General features: G+C 41.2%; 17 protein-coding genes and 1 pseudogene. 17 read left to right on the forward strand and 1 reads right to left on the reverse strand.

The features are described from left to right. The first annotated feature begins 14 nt into the window (after nt 1-14). The 7 genes and pseudogenes from HT717_RS06695 to HT717_RS06725 all read left to right on the forward strand — a co-directional run bounded on the left by HT717_RS06695 (nt 15) and on the right by HT717_RS06725 (nt 3,933). Nucleotides 15-764, forward strand: a complete 750-nt coding sequence (locus HT717_RS06695) for a tRNA1(Val) (adenine(37)-N6)-methyltransferase (RefSeq protein ID WP_049540787.1) — start codon at nt 15-17, stop codon at nt 762-764. After that, entirely contained in the window at nt 754-1,050 is a 297-nt protein-coding gene (locus HT717_RS06700; protein WP_049540785.1) for a GIY-YIG nuclease family protein, read from the forward strand. Before HT717_RS06695 ends, HT717_RS06700 begins: the two co-directional genes overlap by 11 nt. A gap of 271 nt (nt 1,051-1,321) precedes the next feature. After that, entirely contained in the window at nt 1,322-2,257 is a 936-nt protein-coding gene (locus HT717_RS06705; protein WP_049538973.1) for a manganese-dependent inorganic pyrophosphatase, read from the forward strand. Nucleotides 2,258-2,371: 114 nt separating this feature from the next. Next, nucleotides 2,372-2,533 (forward strand): hypothetical protein, encoded by a 162-nt coding sequence (locus HT717_RS09935; protein ID WP_020900608.1) that lies wholly within the window; start codon nt 2,372-2,374, stop codon nt 2,531-2,533. After that, a pseudogene (locus HT717_RS06715) lies at nt 2,514-3,008 on the forward strand (UDP-N-acetylmuramoylalanyl-D-glutamate--2,6-diaminopimelate ligase). Before HT717_RS09935 ends, HT717_RS06715 begins: the two are co-directional and overlap by 20 nt. Further along, nucleotides 2,992-3,642 carry a DUF1803 domain-containing protein gene (locus HT717_RS06720; RefSeq protein ID WP_049540234.1) on the forward strand — a complete coding sequence of 217 codons (651 nt, stop codon included), beginning with the start codon at nt 2,992-2,994 and terminating at the stop codon, nt 3,640-3,642. The pseudogene HT717_RS06715 and the gene HT717_RS06720 overlap by 17 nt, the downstream one beginning before the upstream one ends. 99 nt (nt 3,643-3,741) lie before the next feature. Beyond that, nucleotides 3,742-3,933, forward strand: coding sequence for a CsbD family protein (locus tag HT717_RS06725; RefSeq protein ID WP_173304767.1), 192 nt, complete (start codon nt 3,742-3,744; stop codon nt 3,931-3,933). Nucleotides 3,934-3,979: 46 nt separating this feature from the next. On the opposite strand, the gene HT717_RS06730 is transcribed toward HT717_RS06725, so the two are convergent. After that, on the reverse strand, nt 3,980-5,425 hold the full coding sequence (locus HT717_RS06730; RefSeq protein WP_173304769.1) for a UDP-N-acetylmuramoyl-L-alanyl-D-glutamate--L-lysine ligase: 1,446 nt from the start codon (nt 5,423-5,425) through the stop codon (nt 3,980-3,982). 105 nt (nt 5,426-5,530) lie between these two features. Between HT717_RS06730 and HT717_RS06735 the strand changes: the two genes are divergently transcribed. The 10 genes from HT717_RS06735 (at nt 5,531) to HT717_RS06780 (ending at nt 18,693) form a co-directional block, all read left to right on the forward strand. Next, entirely contained in the window at nt 5,531-7,153 is a 1,623-nt protein-coding gene (locus HT717_RS06735) for a polysaccharide biosynthesis protein (protein ID WP_173304771.1), read from the forward strand. Between the two features lie 203 nt (nt 7,154-7,356). After that, a complete protein-coding gene (locus tag HT717_RS06740; RefSeq protein WP_173304773.1) occupies nt 7,357-9,315 on the forward strand; it encodes a peptide ABC transporter substrate-binding protein in 1,959 nt (652 codons plus the stop codon). Between the two features lie 312 nt (nt 9,316-9,627). Next, on the forward strand, nt 9,628-10,083 hold the full coding sequence (locus tag HT717_RS06745) for a hypothetical protein (RefSeq protein ID WP_173304775.1): 456 nt from the start codon (nt 9,628-9,630) through the stop codon (nt 10,081-10,083). 164 nt (nt 10,084-10,247) lie between these two features. Further along, complete coding sequence (locus tag HT717_RS06750) at nt 10,248-11,342, forward strand: cystathionine gamma-synthase (protein WP_173304777.1); 1,095 nt, start codon at nt 10,248-10,250, stop codon at nt 11,340-11,342. 7 nt (nt 11,343-11,349) lie between these two features. Continuing rightward, complete coding sequence (locus HT717_RS06755; protein ID WP_173304779.1) at nt 11,350-12,516, forward strand: MalY/PatB family protein; 1,167 nt, start codon at nt 11,350-11,352, stop codon at nt 12,514-12,516. Between the two features lie 106 nt (nt 12,517-12,622). Further along, nucleotides 12,623-15,721, forward strand: coding sequence for a DEAD/DEAH box helicase (locus HT717_RS06760; protein WP_173304781.1), 3,099 nt, complete (start codon nt 12,623-12,625; stop codon nt 15,719-15,721). A 47-nt stretch (nt 15,722-15,768) separates the two neighbouring features. Next, on the forward strand, nt 15,769-16,386 hold the full coding sequence (locus HT717_RS06765; RefSeq protein ID WP_173304783.1) for a cystathionine gamma-synthase: 618 nt from the start codon (nt 15,769-15,771) through the stop codon (nt 16,384-16,386). Between the two features lie 10 nt (nt 16,387-16,396). Continuing rightward, nucleotides 16,397-17,731 (forward strand): UDP-N-acetylmuramate--L-alanine ligase, encoded by a 1,335-nt coding sequence (gene murC, locus HT717_RS06770; RefSeq protein WP_020900616.1) that lies wholly within the window; start codon nt 16,397-16,399, stop codon nt 17,729-17,731. Nucleotides 17,732-17,740: 9 nt separating this feature from the next. Continuing rightward, nucleotides 17,741-18,202, forward strand: coding sequence for a GNAT family N-acetyltransferase (locus HT717_RS06775; protein WP_049540255.1), 462 nt, complete (start codon nt 17,741-17,743; stop codon nt 18,200-18,202). Further along, a complete protein-coding gene (locus HT717_RS06780) occupies nt 18,199-18,693 on the forward strand; it encodes a GNAT family N-acetyltransferase (RefSeq protein ID WP_049540257.1) in 495 nt (164 codons plus the stop codon). The genes HT717_RS06775 and HT717_RS06780 overlap by 4 nt, the downstream gene beginning before the upstream one ends. Nucleotides 18,694-18,742: the final 49 nt, after the last annotated feature.

The raw sequence follows: 18,742 nt of genomic DNA on the forward strand, positions 1-18,742 counted from the left end.
GCTATAATAGGACCATGGAAGAAGAACAATTATTAAAATCAGGAGAGCGCATTAACCAGCTCTTTTCGACAGATATTAAAATCATTCAAAATAGAGAGGTTTTTAGCTATTCGGTGGATAGTGTTCTCTTGTCACGCTTTCCACGTTTTCCTAAGAAGGGGTTGATTGTGGATTTCTGCGCTGGGAATGGAGCAGTGGGGCTTTTTGCCAGCACCCGTACTCAGGCACAGATATTGGCTGTTGAGATTCAGGAGCGTTTGGCGGATATGGCTGAACGCTCTGTCCGTTTGAATGGTTTGGAAGAGCAAATGCAGGTCATCTGCGACGATTTGAAAAATATGCCTGCTTACATTCAGGGGAGTAAGGTGGATATGATTTTGTGTAATCCGCCCTATTTCAAGGTGGATCCTCATTCCAATCTGAATGAGAGTGAACATTATCTCTTGGCGCGACATGAAATTACGACCAATCTGGAGGAAATCTGTCGTAGTGCCCAAAGTATTCTCAAGTCCAATGGACGCTTGGCCATGGTTCATAGACCTGATCGCCTCTTGGATATCTTAGATATGTTACAACGACATAATCTAGCTCCTAAGCGCCTGCAGTTTGTTTATCCAAAGCGGGAAAAGGAAGCCAACATGCTCTTGATTGAAGCTATCAAGGATGGCTCAACGAGTGGTTTTAAGATTTTACCACCTTTGATTGTCCACAATGATGATGGTTCCTATACGCCCGAACTTGAAGAGATTTATTATGGATCATAAGGCTTATATGTATGTGCTGGAGTGTCGTGATGGTTCTTATTATACAGGGTATACGACTGATGTGAGAAGACGCCTTGCTGTCCACAATAGTGGAAAGGGAGCCAAATATACGCGAGCTCGCTTGCCAGTCAAGCTCATCTATGCTCAAGGTTTTGCCAGTAAGGAAGAAGCCATGTCGGCAGAAGCCATGCTCAAGCGTAAGAAGAGACAGCAAAAGGAAATATTTTTATCTGAAAATCAAGATAGAAATTTACTCATACTCAATGAAAATCAAAGAGAAAACTAGGAAGCTAGCCGTAGGTTGCTCAAAGCACTGCTTTGAGGTTGTAGATAAGACTGACGAAGTCAGCTCAAAACACTGTTTTGAGGTTGTGGATAGAACTGACGAAGTCAGTACCCATACCTACGGCAAGGCGAAGCTGACGTGGTTTAAATTTGATTTTCGAAGAGTATCAGTTATTTTGAAGAGTAGTGAGGAGCCCTTTGACTCCTCTTACTTTTGTCAAAAAGCGAAAAAAATGCTACAATAAAGAGAATAAACAAAATGAGGTATTATCATGTCTAAGATTCTAGTATTTGGTCACCAAAATCCAGATTCAGATGCCATTGGGTCATCTGTAGCCTTTGCCTACCTTGCAAAAGAAGCTTATGGTTTGGATACGGAAGCTGTTGCCCTTGGAACTCCAAATGAAGAAACAGCCTTTGTCTTGAACTATTTTGGTGTTGAAGCACCGCGCGTCATCACTTCTGCCAAAGCAGAAGGTGCAGAGCAAGTTATCTTGACTGACCACAATGAATTCCAACAATCTGTATCAGATATCGCTGAAGTAGAAGTTTATGGTGTTGTAGACCACCACCGTGTAGCTAACTTTGAAACTGCAAGCCCACTTTACATGCGTTTGGAACCAGTTGGATCAGCTTCTTCAATCGTTTACCGTATGTTCAAAGAACATGGTGTAGCTGTTCCTAAAGAAATTGCTGGTTTGATGCTTTCAGGTTTGATTTCAGATACCCTTCTTTTGAAATCACCAACAACACACCCAACAGATAAAGTCATTGCTCCAGAATTGGCTGAATTGGCTGGTGTCAACTTGGAAGAATATGGTTTGGCTATGTTGAAAGCTGGTACAAACTTGGCTAGCAAATCTGCTGAAGAATTGATTGACATTGATGCTAAGACTTTCGAATTGAACGGAAATAATGTCCGTGTTGCCCAAGTCAATACAGTTGACATCGCTGAAGTTTTGGAACGCCAAGCAGAAATCGAAGCTGCAATGCAAGCTGCCAACACAGCAAACGGCTACTCTGACTTTGTCTTGATGATTACAGATATTGTCAACTCAAACTCAGAAATCCTAGCACTCGGTGCTAACATGGACAAGGTCGAAGTAGCTTTCAACTTCAAACTTGAAAACAACCATGCCTTCCTTGCTGGTGCCGTTTCACGTAAGAAACAAGTGGTACCTCAATTGACTGAAAGCTTTAATGCGTAAGATTTTGGGTGTTAATTCAAAATAGGAAAGTCTAGTTTGAATTATATCGAAAGGAGTTTCGGCTCCTTTTTTTCTAGGAGTGAAGCATGTTAGCAAATGGTGATTTGATACTCAATGAAAATCAAAGAGCAAACTAGGAAGCTAGCCGCAGGTTGCTCAAAACACAGTTTTGAGGTTGTAGATAAGACTGACGAAGTCAGTAACCATATCTACGGTAAGGCGACGCTGACGTGGTTTGAAGAGATTTTCGAAGAGTATGATTTTTGTGAGAGATGAGTCGGATATGGGACAGGCCATCCAGACTTCCACAGGCAACTATAGCCATGTAGCCATCTATTTGGATGAGATGATTTACCATGCTAGTGGAAAAACGGGTGTTATTTGTAAGGAAGCAGCAGACTTCTTTGAGTCCAATCACTTGTACGACCTCTATGTCTACCCAGAACTAGATATTCAGTCTGTCAAGGAGAGAGCTTGTAAGCATCTTGGAGCATCCTATAATGCTTCTTTCTATCCAGATGGTGCTGGTTTTTAATGTTCCCAGTATATAGTAGAAACCCTACCGATTTTTGAAACTATTCCCATGAAATTTGGAGATGGTGAGCAGGAGATTAGTGGTTTTTGGAGAGAGTATTATAGAGAACTAGGTCTACCTGTTCCTCTGAACCAAGCTGGTACCAATCCTAGTCAGTTGGCAGCATCGCCTCTGTTAGAATGTAAAGAAAGGAATCTTCATGATTCAGATTTTTAATCCCTCTCGTTTGACGAGACAGCCATTTTTTGGAGAATTGATCCGCTATCTGGACCAGAATGATGATGTGATTCTACGGGAAATCAAGGCTCAATTTCCAGAAGTAGCAGTTGATAAACTCATGGAAGAATATATAAAGGCTGGCTTGATTCTACGGGAAAATAAGCGTTATTATCTCAATCTTCCTTTGCTGGAATCACTTGATAGTCTCGAACTGGATCAAGAGATTTTTGTCAGAGAAGATAGTCCAGTCTATCAAGCCTTGTCAGAGCAGAGTTTTGAGACGGAATTGTGCAATCAGACTAATGCAGCTATTTTAGTTGAAAAGACGGACTTTGCGCGAACAAAAATGACCTTGTCCAATTATTTCTACAAGGTCAAAAATCAGTATCCTTTGACAGAAAAACAGCAGGAACTTTATGCTATTTTGGGAGATGTTAATCCTGAGTATGCTCTCAAATATATGACAACTTTTTTGTTGAAATTTCTCAAAAAAGATCAGCTCATGCAGAAACGCCGTGATATCTTTGTGGACAGTTTGGTAGTCCTAGGCTATATTGTCCAAAATGAAGATGGAAAGTATGAGTTGGCCGTCGATTTTGATAAGGAAAGTCTAAGTTTTTACCTAGCATAGAATTCTGCTCTGAGCAGTTTGTTTGACGTAACGATATAATGAGTATATACTTGGAATAACGATAACACTTATCGTAATAAACCTAAAGGAGACAATCATATGTCACTTGAAAACAAATTGGAACAAGCAACAGGCGCTATCAAAGAAGGATTTGGTAAAATTACTGGGGATAGCAAGACTGAAGCAGAAGGCGCTGTAGAAAAGACAGTTGCTAAGGCAAAAGAAGTAGTTGAAGATGCGAAAGGCGCTGTAGAAGGTGCCATTGAAGGTTTGAAAAACGCTTTTAAATAAAGATAGAAAAAATCAAGGGTTTCATTTCCCTTGATTTTTTACTACCTTATAAATAATTTTCTGCGACGGCTGCATCCCCTGGGTAGGCTTCTTTCTTGCCTTGGACGATTTGGTAGCAATCGGCCCCCTTACCGGCGATAATGACAGCATCTAATTCGTGATTTGTGAGAGCCATAGCTGCCTTGATGGCTTCTTGGCGATCCGCAATTTTTTCAACAGGATGATTGATGTAGCTACTGATTTCATCTGCAATGGTCATTGGGTCTTCATAGTTGGGATCATCAGCGGTCAGAAAGACTTGAATCTCAGGGTGTTGATTGAGGAGGAGGCCAAAGTCCTTACGACGGCTTTCTCCCTTGTTTCCTGTCGATCCCAGAACCAGTGCAATTTTTCCAGTTTGATGAGTTTCTACGACATTGATGAGTTTTTTCAGACTGTCACCATTGTGGGCATAGTCGATGAAAACTTTGGCACCATTTTTCTGAGTCAGGACTTCCATACGACCAGGAACACGGGTTGCAGCGATTCCTTTTTTGATGTCTTCAAGACTAGCTCCCAGACGGAGGCAAGCAAGTCCAGCAGCGACTGCATTTTCTTGGTTGAAGTGACCAATCAGTTGAATATCATAATCACCAGCCAGTTTCCCACTAGCTGAAAAGCTAAAGGCTTTGGAATTCTCGATTTGGTTACTTGATTGACTACCATAGAAGTCATGTTCTTGATCTGCCACTTGTTCTTTTAAGACTGAGAAGTGGTCCATGTCACTGTTAATGATGACTGCTCGGCTATTTTCCATCAAGAGACGCTTGTGGTAGAAGTAGTCTTCAAAGCTAGGGTGTTCAATCGGACCGATATGGTCTGGACTGATATTGAGGAAAACTCCCACATCAAAGGTTAGACCATAGACACGTTTGACCAGATAGGCTTGACTGGATACCTCCATGATGAGGTGGGTGCGGTCATTTTGCACAGCTTGATTCATCATGTCAAAGAGATCAATACTCTCAGGAGTTGTCAATGCAGACTTAAAGAAAGTCTTGCCATCTAGAGTTGTATTCATGGTCGACAACATAGCAGGTCGGTGCCCTTGAGACAAAATGTTATAGGCGAAATAGGCTGCTGTTGTCTTGCCCTTAGTACCAGTAAAGGCCAGGAGTTTGAGTTTTTTCTGAGGATTGTCATAAAATTCCATGGCAATCAAACTCATGGCTTTCTTGATATCGCTGACGATAATGGCAGGAATACCAACCTCATAGTCCTTTTCAGCCACATACCAACCGAGTCCTTGAGAGATGGCTGAAATCAGAAATTCCTTCTTAAAGGCAGCACCCTTGACGAAAAATAGGCTCTTTTCTTTGGCCTTGCGACTGTCATAGCAGATAGTATCAAACACGACATCGCTATAGTTGTAGTGGTAGTGTCCTTGGTCGATAATCTCGCGGAAGAGACCATCTTTCTTTAATATATCTAATACGGTTTCAATCTTAATCATACTTTCTATTGTAAACCGAAAGTCGTAAATTTACAAGTAACAAGGAAAAGTTTATAATGGAAGATAAGGAGTTTTTCCTAGTTATCAAAATTGAATGAGGAATCTATGTCGCACGAAAACAATCACCAGCAGGCCCAGATGTTACGGGGGACTGCTTGGTTAACGGCTAGTAACTTTATCAGTCGCCTACTTGGGGCTATTTATATTATCCCTTGGTACATCTGGATGGGATCTTATGCAGCTACGGCCAATGGTCTTTTTACCATGGGCTATAATATCTATGCCTGGTTTTTGCTGGTTTCAACAGCAGGGATTCCAGTTGCGGTGGCCAAGCAAGTTGCTAAGTACAATACCATGCGAGAAGAAGAGCATAGCTTTGCCCTGATTCGGAGCTTTTTAGGATTTATGACAGGACTAGGCCTCGTTTTTGCCCTAATCTTGTATGTCTTTGCTCCTTGGCTAGCAGACTTATCTGGCGTGGGCAAAGACTTAATCCCAATCATGCAGAGCTTGGCTTGGGGAGTCTTGATTTTCCCATCTATGAGTGTCATTCGAGGATTTTTTCAAGGGATGAATAATCTCAAACCTTACGCCATGAGCCAAATCGCTGAGCAGGTCATTCGTGTTATCTGGATGCTTTTAGCAACCTTTATCATTATGAAGCTCGGTTCAGGAGATTACCTAGCAGCTGTTACCCAATCCACCTTTGCGGCTTTTGTCGGTATGGTAGCCAGTTTTGCAGTTTTGCTTTATTTCCTTGCTCAAGAAGGCTTACTCAAAAGAGTCTTTGAAACAGGGGATAAGATTAATAGTAAGCGTCTCTTGGTCGATACCATTAAGGAAGCCATTCCTTTTATCCTGACAGGGTCTGCCATCCAGCTTTTCCAGATCTTGGACCAAAATACCTTTATCAATAGCATGAAGTGGTTTACCAACTATAGTAATGAAGACTTAATTGTCATGTTTTCTTATTTCTCTGCCAATCCTAATAAAATCACCATGATTCTCATTTCTGTTGGGGTTTCGATTGGGAGTGTCGGTTTGCCGCTTTTGACTGAAAACTATGTCAAGGGGGATTTGAAGGCGGCTTCTCGTCTGGTTCAGGATAGCATCACCATGCTTTTCTTATTCCTGCTACCAGCAACAGTTGGAGTGGTTATGGTAGGAGAACCTCTTTATACGGTCTTCTATGGTAAGCCAGATAGTTTGGCTATGGGCTTATTTGTTTTTGCAGTCTTGCAGTCTATTATTTTAGGCTTGTACATGGTCTTGTCTCCAATGCTTCAGGCCATGTTCCACAATCGCAAGGCAGTTCTCTATTTTATCTATGGTTCCATTGCCAAGCTAGTCTTGCAACTTCCAACAATCGCTCTCTTCCACAGTTACGGACCCTTGATTTCCACTACAATCGGACTCATCATTCCTAATGTTTTGATGTATCGTGACATATGTAAGGTAACAGGTGTTAAGCGCAAGGTGATTTTGAAGCGAACCATTTTAATCAGTTTGTTAACTCTTTTCATGTTTCTAGTAGTTGGGACATTACAGTGGATTTTAGGATTTGTCTTCCAACCAAGTGGACGTTTGTGGAGTTTCCTATACGTAGCCCTTGTTGGTGCCATGGGTGGCGGTGTTTATGGATTCTTGAGTCTTCGTACCCATTTGTTGGATAAGGTGATTGGAAAAGCCCAAGCAGATCGCTTACGAATCAAATTAAAGTTAACTTAAAAAACTTTTATAAATAAAAGGGATAATTTGAACATTTCTACTATGAAATGCTTGGATTATTCTCTTTTTTATTAATTTGTGGAATAACAGCTAAAATTTGTAGATGGAAATTTTATTTTTTGAAAAAAGACCAAAAAAACTATTGACTAAATAAAACTCAAGTTGTATAATAAGACAAATATTTAAATCAGGAGGTTCTGGAGATGAAAAAGTCTAAGGCCAAGTATGCAACACTTGCGGGTGTCGTGTTAAGTGCAGGTATTTTGTTAAGTGCCTGTGGAAATTCTAGCACAGCGTCAAAAACATATAACTATGTTTATGTAAGTGACCCATCAAGTTTGAACTACCTAGCAGAAAACCGTGCAACAACTAATGATATTGTGACCAATCTGGTAGATGGTCTCATGGAAAATGACCAATATGGAAACTATGTCCCATCTTTGGCAGAGGATTGGAGTGTTTCTCAAGACGGTTTGACCTATACCTACAAACTGCGTAAAGATGCTAAATGGTATACTGCAGATGGAGATGAATATGCTCCTGTCACTGCCCAAGATTTTGTCACTGGTTTGAAATATGCGGCTGATAAAAAATCAGAAGCCTTGTACTTAGTGCAAGAATCCGTAGCAGGTTTGGATGATTACATTAACGGTAAAACAAGCGACTTTTCAACTGTCGGAGTTAAGGCTCTTGATGACCAGACAGTTCAATATACCTTGACACGACCAGAATCTTACTGGAACTCAAAAACAACATCAACTATTCTCTTCCCAGTCAATGCAGATTTCTTGAAATCAAAAGGGGATGATTTTGGCAAGGTAGACCCATCTAGCATTTTGTATAATGGACCTTTCTTGATGAAATCCTTTGTTTCAAAATCGGTCATCGAGTTCAAGAAAAATCCTAACTACTGGGATGCTAAAAATGTCTTTGTAGATGATGTGAAATTGGCTTATTATGATGGTAGTGACCAAGATGCACTGGCTCGTAACTATGTTGAGGGAGCCTATAGCTATGCTCGTCTCTATCCAAATAGTTCAAGTTTTGAAGGAATTAAAGAGAAGAATAAGGACAATATCATCTATAGCTTGCAAGATGCTACTTCTTACTTCTTAAACTTTAACCTGGATAGAAAATCTTATAAATTCACTTCCAAGACAAGTGATGCTGAGAAGAAATCGACTCAAGAAGCGGTTCTTAATAAAAACTTCCGTCAAGCCATTAATTTTGCCTATGACCGTACGTCTTACGGGGCTCAATCTCAAGGAGAAGATGGGGCAACTAAGATTTTGCGTAACCTCGTCGTTCCTCCAAACTTCGTAAGTATCAACGGAAAAGACTTTGGTGAAGTAGTAGCCTCTAAGATGGTCAATTACGGTAAGGAATGGCAAGGAATCAACTTTGCGGATGCTCAAGATCCATACTACAATGCTGAAAAAGCCAAAGCTAAATTTGCAGAGGCTAAGAAAGAACTCCAAGACAAAGGAGTCCAATTCCCTATCCACTTGGACATGACAGTTGACCAAGCTGCTAAAAAGGGTGTCCAAGAGGCAAATTCTATGAAGCAATCTATTGAAGCAGCTTTAGGTGCAGAAAATGTTGTAATTGACATTCAACAACTTTCTACGGAAGACTTTGATAATACAAGCTATTTGTCTCAGACTGCAGCTCAGAAGGATTATGATTTATACAACGGTGGCTGGAGCGCAGACTATCAAGATCCATCAAGCTACCTTGATATTTTTAATATTAATTCTGGTGGAGTGTTGCAAAATCTAGGTTTAGAGCCGGGTGAAGCCAATGACAAGGCCAAGGCAGTTGGACTTGATACTTATACTCAAATGTTGGAAGAAGCTAATAAGGAGCAAGATCCAGCTAAACGTTATGAGAAATATGCTGATGCTCAAGCTTGGTTAGTAGATAGCTCTCTAGCAATTCCAAATGTTTCACTAGGCGGAACACCAACATTGAGAAAAACAGTTCCTTTCTCTAGCCCATTCTCATTGGCGGGTAATAAAGGGGTTGAATCATATAAATACCTCAAAGTACAAGATAAGACAGTCACAAAAGACGAATATGAAAAAGCTAAAGAAAAATGGCTGAAAGAAAAAGAAGAATCTAATAAAAAAGCCCAAGAAGAATTGGCAAAACATGTCAAATAAGGATTTTTCAAGGAAAACGATGGTTTCGAAAGAAGCTGTCGTTTTTTATAGAATGATGGCAAATTTGGGCTGAAAGTGTTTACATTTTTTAATTGGTTTACTGAATTTATGTTATAATGAATATAACAAAAACGTGAGAAGCTATTTTCGAAAGTCTCTTCCAGCGTTAATGGAAGTATGCACATGCTAGGGTAATGTTATAGGAGGGATGCTATCTACAGTAAAATAAGATAAAACGCAACAAATGATAGGTTCTTCTTTATGTGAAGAGTTCTTATCTACCTATTTACTAATCGTTATGGAGGTATCATCATGGGCGCTATTATGGAGTTTGCAACAGAAAAACAGATTGAATCATTTCTCTCAACTTGCCACATTGAAGGGCAAAAGAATTTTCTGATGGCTTTCAAGAAAAAGACATGGTTGAAATCCTTTATTGATTTTTTCATTATAGGTGGTTCCTACTATGTTCAGTCGAGTGTGAAGCCTAAGATTCTGGCATTCACATCTAAGGGTATCTACTTGATGGACATCAGTGATATAACTGAAAGTCGCTCTAATCACGTCGTAGAGATGCCTTGGAATCAAGTTCAAGATTTCACTTATCAGACAGTCTTGAATACAGTTAGGCTGAACTGGCACTATCAAAATGAAGTCTATATTTTTTCCGTGGATGTCGGTCAGATTAGTCAACATGTCGGTCAGTATCAATTTAACAAAGACCATTATGACTATTTAGCCCAACAGGATTTCTTTCGTTCACAGTAAACTTTAGCAATCATTTTCATAAAAGAATCTGGAAGGTTTTCTGGATTCTTTTTAGCTTTACTCTATAAGTCTATAGTTTAAAACTATAACTAGCTCTTGAAAAGAAGAAAATGAGTTGATGAAAATAAGTGGTACAATAGTTACTATAGATTTGGAGGTATTGTATGAGCAAGGAATTACACATCAACACAATTTTGGCCCAGGCGGGTATCAAATCAGATGAAGCGACAGGTGCATTGGTGACACCGCTTCATTTTTCAACGACTTATCAGCATCCAGAGTTTGGTAAATCTACTGGATTTGACTATACGCGTACTAAAAACCCAACTCGTAGTAAGGCTGAGGAAGTCTTGGCGGCTATCGAGTCAGCAGACTATGCCCTAGCGACTAGCTCAGGAATGTCAGCAATTGTATTGGCCTTTAGCGTTTTTCCAGTAGGAAGTAAGGTCTTAGCTGTCCGTGACCTTTACGGTGGTTCTTTCCGCTGGTTCAATCAAGTGGAGCAGGAAGGTCGTTTCCATTTTACCTATGCCAATACAGAAGAAGAGTTGATTGCCGAGTTGGAAAAGGATGTGGATGTTCTTTATATCGAAACCCCAACCAACCCTTTGATGTTGGAATTTGATATTGAAAAACTAGCAAAATTGGCTCATGCTAAGGGTGCCAAAGTGGTGGTGGACAATACTTTCTACAGCCCTATCTACCAACGTCCGATTGAAGATGGAGCAGATATCGTTCTTCATTCAGCAACCAAGTATCTAGCAGGCCACAATGATGTCTTGGCTGGAGTGGTTGTGACCAATAGTTTAGAACTATACGAGAAGCTTTTCTACAATCTCAATACGACAGGAGCAGTTTTGTCACCATTTGATAGTTATCAATTGATTCGTGGTCTCAAAACCTTGTCTCTTCGTATGGAGCGCTCAACAGCCAATGCCCAAGAAGTGGTTGCTTTTTTGAAGGATTCTCCAGCAGTTAAGGAAGTTCTCTACACTGGGCGTGGAGGGATGATTTCCTTTAAAGTAGCAGATGAAAAACGCATTCCTCATATTTTGAACAGTCTCAAGGTTTTCTCTTTTGCAGAAAGTTTGGGTGGGGTGGAAAGTCTCATTACTTATCCAACGACGCAAACTCACGCGGATATTCCAGCAGAAGTACGCCATTCTTATGGTTTGACAGATGACCTCTTGCGCTTGTCAATTGGGATTGAGGATGCTAGAGATTTGATTGCAGATTTGCGCCAAGCATTAGAAGGATAAGACAAAGATGGGAAAATATGATTTTACAAGCCTACCCAATCGTTTAGGGCACCATACCTATAAATGGAAAGAAGCAGAAACGGATAGTGAAGTCCTACCAGCTTGGATAGCGGATATGGACTTTGTAGTCTTGCCTGAAATCCGCCAAGCTGTGCAGACTTACGCAGACCAACTGGTTTATGGCTATACTTATGCCAGTGAAGAGTTAATTAAGGAAGTTCAAAAGTGGGAAGCTACACAACATGGTTATCACTTTGACAAAGAGGCTCTTGTCTTTATCGAGGGTGTGGTACCAGCCATCTCAACAGCTATTCAAGCCTTTACAAAAGAAGGCGATGCGGTTTTGATTAACACACCTGTCTATCCACCCTTTGCACGCAGTGTCAAGTTGAACAACCGTAGATTGATTACCAATTCTTTGGTGGAAAAGGATGGTCTGTTTGAGATTGACTTTGATCAACTTGAGAAGGATTTGGTGGAAGAGGATGTCAAACTTTACATTCTCTGCAACCCTCATAATCCTGGTGGACGTGTTTGGGAAAAAGAGGTGTTGAAGAAGATTGGCCAACTCTGCCAAAAACATGGTGTTTTCTTGGTTTCGGATGAGATTCACCAAGATTTAGCCCTCTTTGGTCACAAACACCAGTCTTTCAATACCATTAATCCTGTCTTTAAAGATTTTGCGATTGTCTTGAGCAGTGCCACTAAAACCTTTAATATTGCGGGGACAAAAAATTCCTATGCAGTCATTGAGAATCCTAAGTTGAGACTGGCTTACCAGAAACGCCAGTTGGCCAATAATCAACATGAAATTTCAGGCTTGGGTTATTTGGCGACAGAAGCTGCCTATCGATATGGGAAGAATTGGCTAGAGGAACTCAAGCAAGTCTTTGAAGACCACATCAATTATGTGGTGGATTTATTTGGTAAAGAGACTAAAATCAAGGTCATGAAACCGCAAGGAACCTACTTGATTTGGCTTGATTTTTCAGCCTATGACCTGACTGATGAAAGATTGCAAGAGCTGTTGAGAAATGAAGCTAAGGTTATCCTCAACCCTGGTTCGGATTATGGAGAGGAAGGAAGTCTCCATGCCCGCCTCAATGTAGCCATGCCTAAATCTCTGTTGCAAGAAGTTTGTCAGCGGATTGTGACGACTTTTGCCAAACTTTAAAAATCGAGCTTTAAAAATACAGCTTTCTAGGAGAAAAGTCTTCCTAGGAAGCTATTTTCATAGGCAAAAATATGGTATAATAAGAAGATAAGGTAAAGGTAGAAATATGGCTAAATTGATTCCGGGGAAAGTCCGTATCGAAGGCGTTGCCCTTTATGAAACTGGTAAAGTTGACATCATCAAGGAAAAGAATAATCGGCTCTACGCTCGTGTTGCAGAAGAAGAACTGCGCTATAGTTTAGAGGATGATTTGGTTTTTTGTGCCTGCGATTTTTTCCAAAAGAGGGGCTACTGTGTGCATTTGGCAGCGCTAGAGCATTTTTTGAAAAATGATGAGCGTGGTCAAGAAATCTTGCAGAGTCTGGAAGAAGGCCATGAAGAAAAAGAGGCCGTTGAAACCAAGGTGACCTTGGGTGGCAAATTTTTGGACCGAATCTTGTCTCCAAAATCAGAACGTGCCTATGAATTATCGGCTGTGGGGCAAGTGGAAGCAGGAAGCAATCATATCTTGTGGACCCTTAGAATCGGGCAAATCAATAGCCAAAAATACTATGTCATTCGGGACATTCCACTCTTTTTAAGGATTGTCGAACAGAGGAAATCTTATATGATTGGCAAGACCTATGAGGAGTCCTTGTCTTGGGAAGCCTTTGATGAAGCCAGCCAAGAACTTCTGACTTTCTTGCGGGGACTAACGGAGGAAGGACAGGCTCCAGACCTCTTTTTCCAAAACCAAGGTCGGCACCTCTTTTTCCCTTTGACTTTTTTTGAGCAGGGTGTGAATTTATTGATGACCCTGCCCCATTTTCAATTTGACCACCAAGTGGATAGTTACCAAACCCTGCTTTTTCAAGATATGCATGCAGATGCCAATCTATTTACCTTTACAGTAACAGCATACTCGGACTATTTTGAAATGGAGATCAGCGAGAGTCCTAGGGTCAATGTCTTTTATCAGGGAGCTGTACTTTTCCATAAAGGACAGGTTTATTTTCTAACTGACCAGCAGATGCGTCTTCTCAAGGAAATCAAAGCGCTGTCTGTGAATCAACATGGAAAGAAACACCTGCAATTTGATAGTAGTGACCGCGATAAATTGGCTTCTTGTTTAACTCTTTTTAGCCAGATGGGGACCGTTTCAGCTCCAGAACGGTTACAAATCAAAACTTTTGCGCCCTCTTTTTACTTTGATAGGGAAGAGGATAATCGGATTCGTTTAGAAATTCAGTTTGATTATGGAGATAGCCAGGTATCTAGCCGACAAGAGTTAGAAGAATTACCATTTTCGAGTGATGCTGATTTAGAAGAAAGAATCTTCCAAGTCTGTTTGGCGGCAGGTTTTGAAGCAGATTTTCAATCTTGGCGTCAGGCCTTAAAAGCGGAATCTGTCTATCATTTCTTCCACGAAATCATTCCAGTCTTTGAAAAATTCGGAAATGTTGACCTATCAGACAAGTTAGAAGAGCTTTATAGTTTAGCGAGTCCTCAAGTGCAGATTGCTTCCAAGGGAGGGCTCTTGGAAATCCAGTTTGATTTTCAAGATATTGCCCAAGAGGAAATTGACCAAGCCATGCAGGCCTTGATTGCCAATCAAGATTTTTATATTGATTCGTCTAATCAAGTCTACTTTTTCGATGAAGAAACCAAGAAAATTCGCCAAAATCTACAGGAACTAGGACAGTTTGAATTAAAAGATGGGACCTTGCAGGCTCGAAAATCCTTGGCCTACAGTTTAGCTCATCTTTTTGAAGGGCGAGACCGTGTTTCTTTTTCACAAGAATTCCAGAATTTGGCCCAGGATTTGACGCATCCAGAGGACTTCCCACGACAAGAAACTCAGGTTCAGGCTGACTTGCGAGATTATCAGGAAAAGGGAATCGGCTGGCTGCAAATGCTCCATCATTATGGTTTTGGTGGGATTTTGGCTGATGATATGGGATTGGGGAAAACCCTTCAGACTATTGCTTTTTTGACCAGTCAAGTGACAAAAGAAAGTCGGGTTTTGATTTTAGCTCCGTCAGGTTTGATTTACAACTGGGCAGATGAGTTTCAGAAATTTGCCCCACAGTTGGATATGGCTGTTGTTCATGGTTTGAAAGCTAGTCGTGAAGAGATTCTTGCTGAGAGCCATCAAATTTATGTGACCAGCTATGCTACCTTCCGTCAGGACAGTGAGCTTTATCAGGGTATGGCTTTTGACTTCCTTTTCTTAGATGAAGCTCAGGTTATGAAAAATGCCCAGACCAAGATTGCCCAGACCTTGAGACAATTTGTGGTGCCGTCAGTCTTTGCCTTGTCAGGGACTCCTATTGAAAATCATCTGGGTGAGTTGTGGTCTATTTTCCAAATCGTCATGCCAGGGCTTTTGCCAAGCAAGAAAGAATTTATGAAATTGCCAGCAGAGAGAGTGGCTCAGTTTATCAAGCCTTTCGTTATGAGGCGCAAGAAAGAAGAAGTTCTGACTGAATTGCCAGACTTGATTGAAGTGGTTTATAAGAATGAACTGGAAGATCAGCAAAAGGCTATCTACCTAGCCCAGTTGCAACAGATGCGGGACCGTCTAGCTCAAGTATCGGATCAGGAATTTCAGCGAAGTCGTGTGGAAATCTTGTCTGGTCTGATGCGCTTGCGCCAAATCTGTGACACTCCTGCTCTCTTTATGGAAGATTATCAGGGAGCCAGTGGCAAACTGGATAGTCTCCGAGACCTGCTGGTACAGGTGGCAGACGGCGGACACCGTGTCTTGATTTTCTCGCAGTTCAAGGGAATGTTGGAGGAAATTGAACAAGAACTGCCAGACTTGGGCTTGACTTCCTTTAAAATTACGGGTTCAACCCCAGCTAAGGAAAGACAAGACATGACCAAGGCCTTTAATCAAGGGGAAAGAGATGCCTTTCTGATTTCCCTCAAGGCTGGTGGTGTCGGTCTGAATCTGACAGGTGCTGATACGGTTATCTTGGTTGACCTTTGGTGGAATCCTGCGGTGGAAGCGCAAGCCATTGGCCGTGCCCATCGGATGGGGCAGGAAGAAACGGTTGAGGTTTATCGCTTAGTGACCAGGGGAACCATTGAAGAAAAAATTCAGGAACTCCAAGAACAGAAGAAACATCTAGTGTCACAAGTATTGGATGGCACAGAGTCACGTGGCAGTCTGACCCTAGCAGAAATTAGAGAAATTTTGGGAATTTCTGAAGCCAGCACTTGAAAAATCAAGACAATACGCTATAATGAAGTGTTGAAAGGAAATAGAAAATGAAACAAGAACGATTTCCATTGGTGTCAGATGACGAGGTCATGCTGACTGAGATGCCAGTCATGAACTTGTACGATGAGTCTGATCTGATCAGTAATATCAAGGGTGAGTATCGAGATAAAAATTATTTAGAATGGGCTCCTATTACTAAAGAGGCGCCAGTAAAACCGATTGAAAAGCAAGTCGAGAAACCTAAAAAAGCTCCTTTAGGGGTTAAAAAAGAAGGAAAGAGTTATGCAGAGGTGGCGCGTGAAGAAGCGCGTGCGGACTTGAAAAAGAAACGCTCGGCAAGCTATTTGACTAAGGACATCACTCCTACAAGACGCCACTCACAACCAAGCCCAGTTAGGCAGAGCAATCAACCTACCGCGCCTTTCCAAAAGGAAAATCCTGGTGAGTTTGTCAAATATAGCCAAAAATTGACCCAGTCTCATTACATCTTGGCGGAAGAAGTCAATTCTATCCCTACCAAGAATGAAGAAGTGTCAGTACCTGCTCCAAAGAAAAACAACTATGATTTTCTAAAGAAGAGCCAAATCTACAATAAAAAAAGTAAACAAACAGAACAAGAACGTCAGGTTGCCCAAGAGTTGAATCTGACCAGAATTACAGAATAGGGGAGAAAACATGCCAAAGACATATCATTTTATCGGAATTAAGGGATCAGGGATGAGTGCCTTGGCCTTGATGTTGCACCAAATGGGGCATAAGGTACAGGGATCAGATGTTGAAAAGTACTACTTTACTCAACGTGGTCTTGAGCAGGCAGGAATTACCATTCTTCCTTTTGATGAAAAGAATCTAGACGGTGATATGGAAATTATCGCTGGAAATGCCTTCCGTCCAGATAACAACGTCGAAATTGCCTATGCAGACCAAAATGGCATCAGTTACAAACGTTACCATGAGTTCCTTGGTAGCTTTATGCGTGACTTTGTTAGCATGGGGGTAGCAGGTGCGCACGGAAAAACTTCAACGACAGGTATGTTGTCTCACGTCTTGTCTCACATCACAGACACTAGCTTCTTGATTGGGGATGGGACAGGTCGTGGTTCGGCCAATGCCAAATATTTTGTCTTTGAATCTGACGAATATGAGCGTCATTTCATGCCTTACCATCCAGAATACTCTATCATCACCAACATTGACTTTGACCATCCAGACTACTTTACCAGTCTAGAGGATGTTTTCAATGCTTTTAACGACTATGCTAAACAAATTACCAAGGGTCTTTTTGTCTATGGTGAAGATGCAGAATTGCGTAAGATTACAGCCAATGCTCCGATTTATTATTATGGTTTTGAAGCTGAAGGCAATGACTTTGTAGCTAGTGACCTTCTTCGTTCAACAACTGGTTCAACCTTCACCGTTCATTTCCGTGGACAAGAATTGGGTCAATTCCACATCCCAACCTTTGGTCGTCACAATATCATGAATGCGACAGCCGTTATTGGTCTTCTTTACACAGCAGGATTTGATTTGAACTTGGTGCGTGAGCACTTGAAAACATTTGCCGGTGTTAAGCGTCGTTTCACTGAGAAAATTGTCAATGATACAGTAATTATTGATGACTTTGCCCACCATCCAACAGAAATCATTGCGACTTTGGATGCGGCTCGTCAAAAATACCCAAGCAAGGAAATCGTCGCAATCTTCCAACCGCATACCTTTACAAGAACCATTGCCTTGTTGGACGACTTTGCTCATGCTTTAAACCAAGCAGATGCTGTTTACCTAGCACAGATTTATGGGTCAGCTCGTGAAGTGGACCATGGTGATGTCAAGGTAGAAGACCTAGCCAATAAGATTGACAAGAAACATCAAGTGATCACTGTTGAAAATGTATCTCCACTCCTAGACCATGACAATGCTGTTTATGTCTTTATGGGAGCAGGAGATATCCAAACCTATGAATACTCATTTGAGCGTCTCTTGTCGAACTTGACAAGTAATGTTCAATAGGATATTCTCATGGAAATTCCAATTAAGATCATTCAGGCAAGTAAGTCTGATTTGGCTGAGATAGATGCACTTCAAACTTCGTCTTTTCCAGCTGAAAAGCAGCAACCTTCCCATATTTTAGAAGAAAGTATCCGTAAGTGTGCGGATACCTTTCTTCTAGCTAGGGATGAAAATCAACTTTTAGGCTATATTCTATCAAGGCCTCAGTCAGATAATCCGCAATGTCTAAAAATACATTCTTTAGTCATCGAGTCTGACCATCAGAGACAGGGCTTGGGAACACTTCTTCTTGCAGCCTTGAAAGAGGTGGCAGTTGAGCTGGATTACAAAGGGATTCGTTTGGAGAGCCCCGATGAGTTGCTTTCTTATTTTGAAATGAACGGTTTCATTGATGAAGAAACTTCCCTTTATGCAACTAGTCAGGGTTATAGTATGATTTGGTTTAATCCCTTTTATCTGGAGGCACAATGAAAATTAGACAAGCAAGATTAGAAGATTTGGATCGGATTGTCGAGATTGAACTAGAGAATTTCTCGGTAGAAGAAGCTATTCCTCGCTCGATTTTTGAAGCGCATTTGCGAGAAATTCAGACCTCTTTTCTGGTTGCAGAAAAAGAGGGTAGAATCATAGGTTATATAGAAGGGCCAGTTGGCCCCCATCGCCATCTGCAAGACCAGTCCTTTACAGAAGAGATAGAAGATTATAGTCATAATCCTGGTGGCTATATCTCTGTGACCTGCCTCTCCATTGCTAAAGAGGCACAGGGGCTAGGACTGGGTCAGAAATTGCTATCAGCCCTGAAAGAACTGGCTCTTGAACACGAAAGAGAAGGCATTAATCTAACCTGTCATGACTATCTCATCGCTTACTATGAAAAACATGGATTTGTCAATGAAGGCCTGTCCCAGTCAATCTTTGCAGGGGAAACCTGGTATGATATGGTTTGGGAAGCTAAAAAATAAGCTAGAAAAGCATGCTAGGTTGCTTTTCTTTCGTTTTTAAGATATAATA

The sequence above is a fragment of the Streptococcus sp. 959 genome, from assembly GCF_013277075.1.
Classification (GTDB): domain Bacteria; phylum Bacillota; class Bacilli; order Lactobacillales; family Streptococcaceae; genus Streptococcus; species Streptococcus pseudopneumoniae_C.

Excerpts from the sequence above, each read along its gene's own strand:
- HT717_RS06695 (WP_049540787.1), top strand. The coding sequence starts at position 15 with ATGGAAGAAGAACAATTATTAAAATCAGGAGAGCGCATTAACCAGCTC.
- HT717_RS06700 (WP_049540785.1), top strand. The coding sequence starts at position 754 with ATGGATCATAAGGCTTATATGTATGTGCTGGAGTGTCGTGATGGTTCT.
- HT717_RS06705 (WP_049538973.1), top strand. The coding sequence starts at position 1,322 with ATGTCTAAGATTCTAGTATTTGGTCACCAAAATCCAGATTCAGATGCC.
- HT717_RS09935 (WP_020900608.1), top strand. The coding sequence starts at position 2,372 with ATGAAAATCAAAGAGCAAACTAGGAAGCTAGCCGCAGGTTGCTCAAAA.
- HT717_RS06720 (WP_049540234.1), top strand. The coding sequence starts at position 2,992 with ATGATTCAGATTTTTAATCCCTCTCGTTTGACGAGACAGCCATTTTTT.
- HT717_RS06725 (WP_173304767.1), top strand. The coding sequence starts at position 3,742 with ATGTCACTTGAAAACAAATTGGAACAAGCAACAGGCGCTATCAAAGAA.
- HT717_RS06730 (WP_173304769.1), bottom strand. The coding sequence starts at position 5,425 with ATGATTAAGATTGAAACCGTATTAGATATATTAAAGAAAGATGGTCTC.
- HT717_RS06735 (WP_173304771.1), top strand. The coding sequence starts at position 5,531 with ATGTCGCACGAAAACAATCACCAGCAGGCCCAGATGTTACGGGGGACT.
- HT717_RS06740 (WP_173304773.1), top strand. The coding sequence starts at position 7,357 with ATGAAAAAGTCTAAGGCCAAGTATGCAACACTTGCGGGTGTCGTGTTA.
- HT717_RS06745 (WP_173304775.1), top strand. The coding sequence starts at position 9,628 with ATGGGCGCTATTATGGAGTTTGCAACAGAAAAACAGATTGAATCATTT.
- HT717_RS06750 (WP_173304777.1), top strand. The coding sequence starts at position 10,248 with ATGAGCAAGGAATTACACATCAACACAATTTTGGCCCAGGCGGGTATC.
- HT717_RS06755 (WP_173304779.1), top strand. The coding sequence starts at position 11,350 with ATGGGAAAATATGATTTTACAAGCCTACCCAATCGTTTAGGGCACCAT.
- HT717_RS06760 (WP_173304781.1), top strand. The coding sequence starts at position 12,623 with ATGGCTAAATTGATTCCGGGGAAAGTCCGTATCGAAGGCGTTGCCCTT.
- HT717_RS06765 (WP_173304783.1), top strand. The coding sequence starts at position 15,769 with ATGAAACAAGAACGATTTCCATTGGTGTCAGATGACGAGGTCATGCTG.
- murC (WP_020900616.1), top strand. The coding sequence starts at position 16,397 with ATGCCAAAGACATATCATTTTATCGGAATTAAGGGATCAGGGATGAGT.
- HT717_RS06775 (WP_049540255.1), top strand. The coding sequence starts at position 17,741 with ATGGAAATTCCAATTAAGATCATTCAGGCAAGTAAGTCTGATTTGGCT.
- HT717_RS06780 (WP_049540257.1), top strand. The coding sequence starts at position 18,199 with ATGAAAATTAGACAAGCAAGATTAGAAGATTTGGATCGGATTGTCGAG.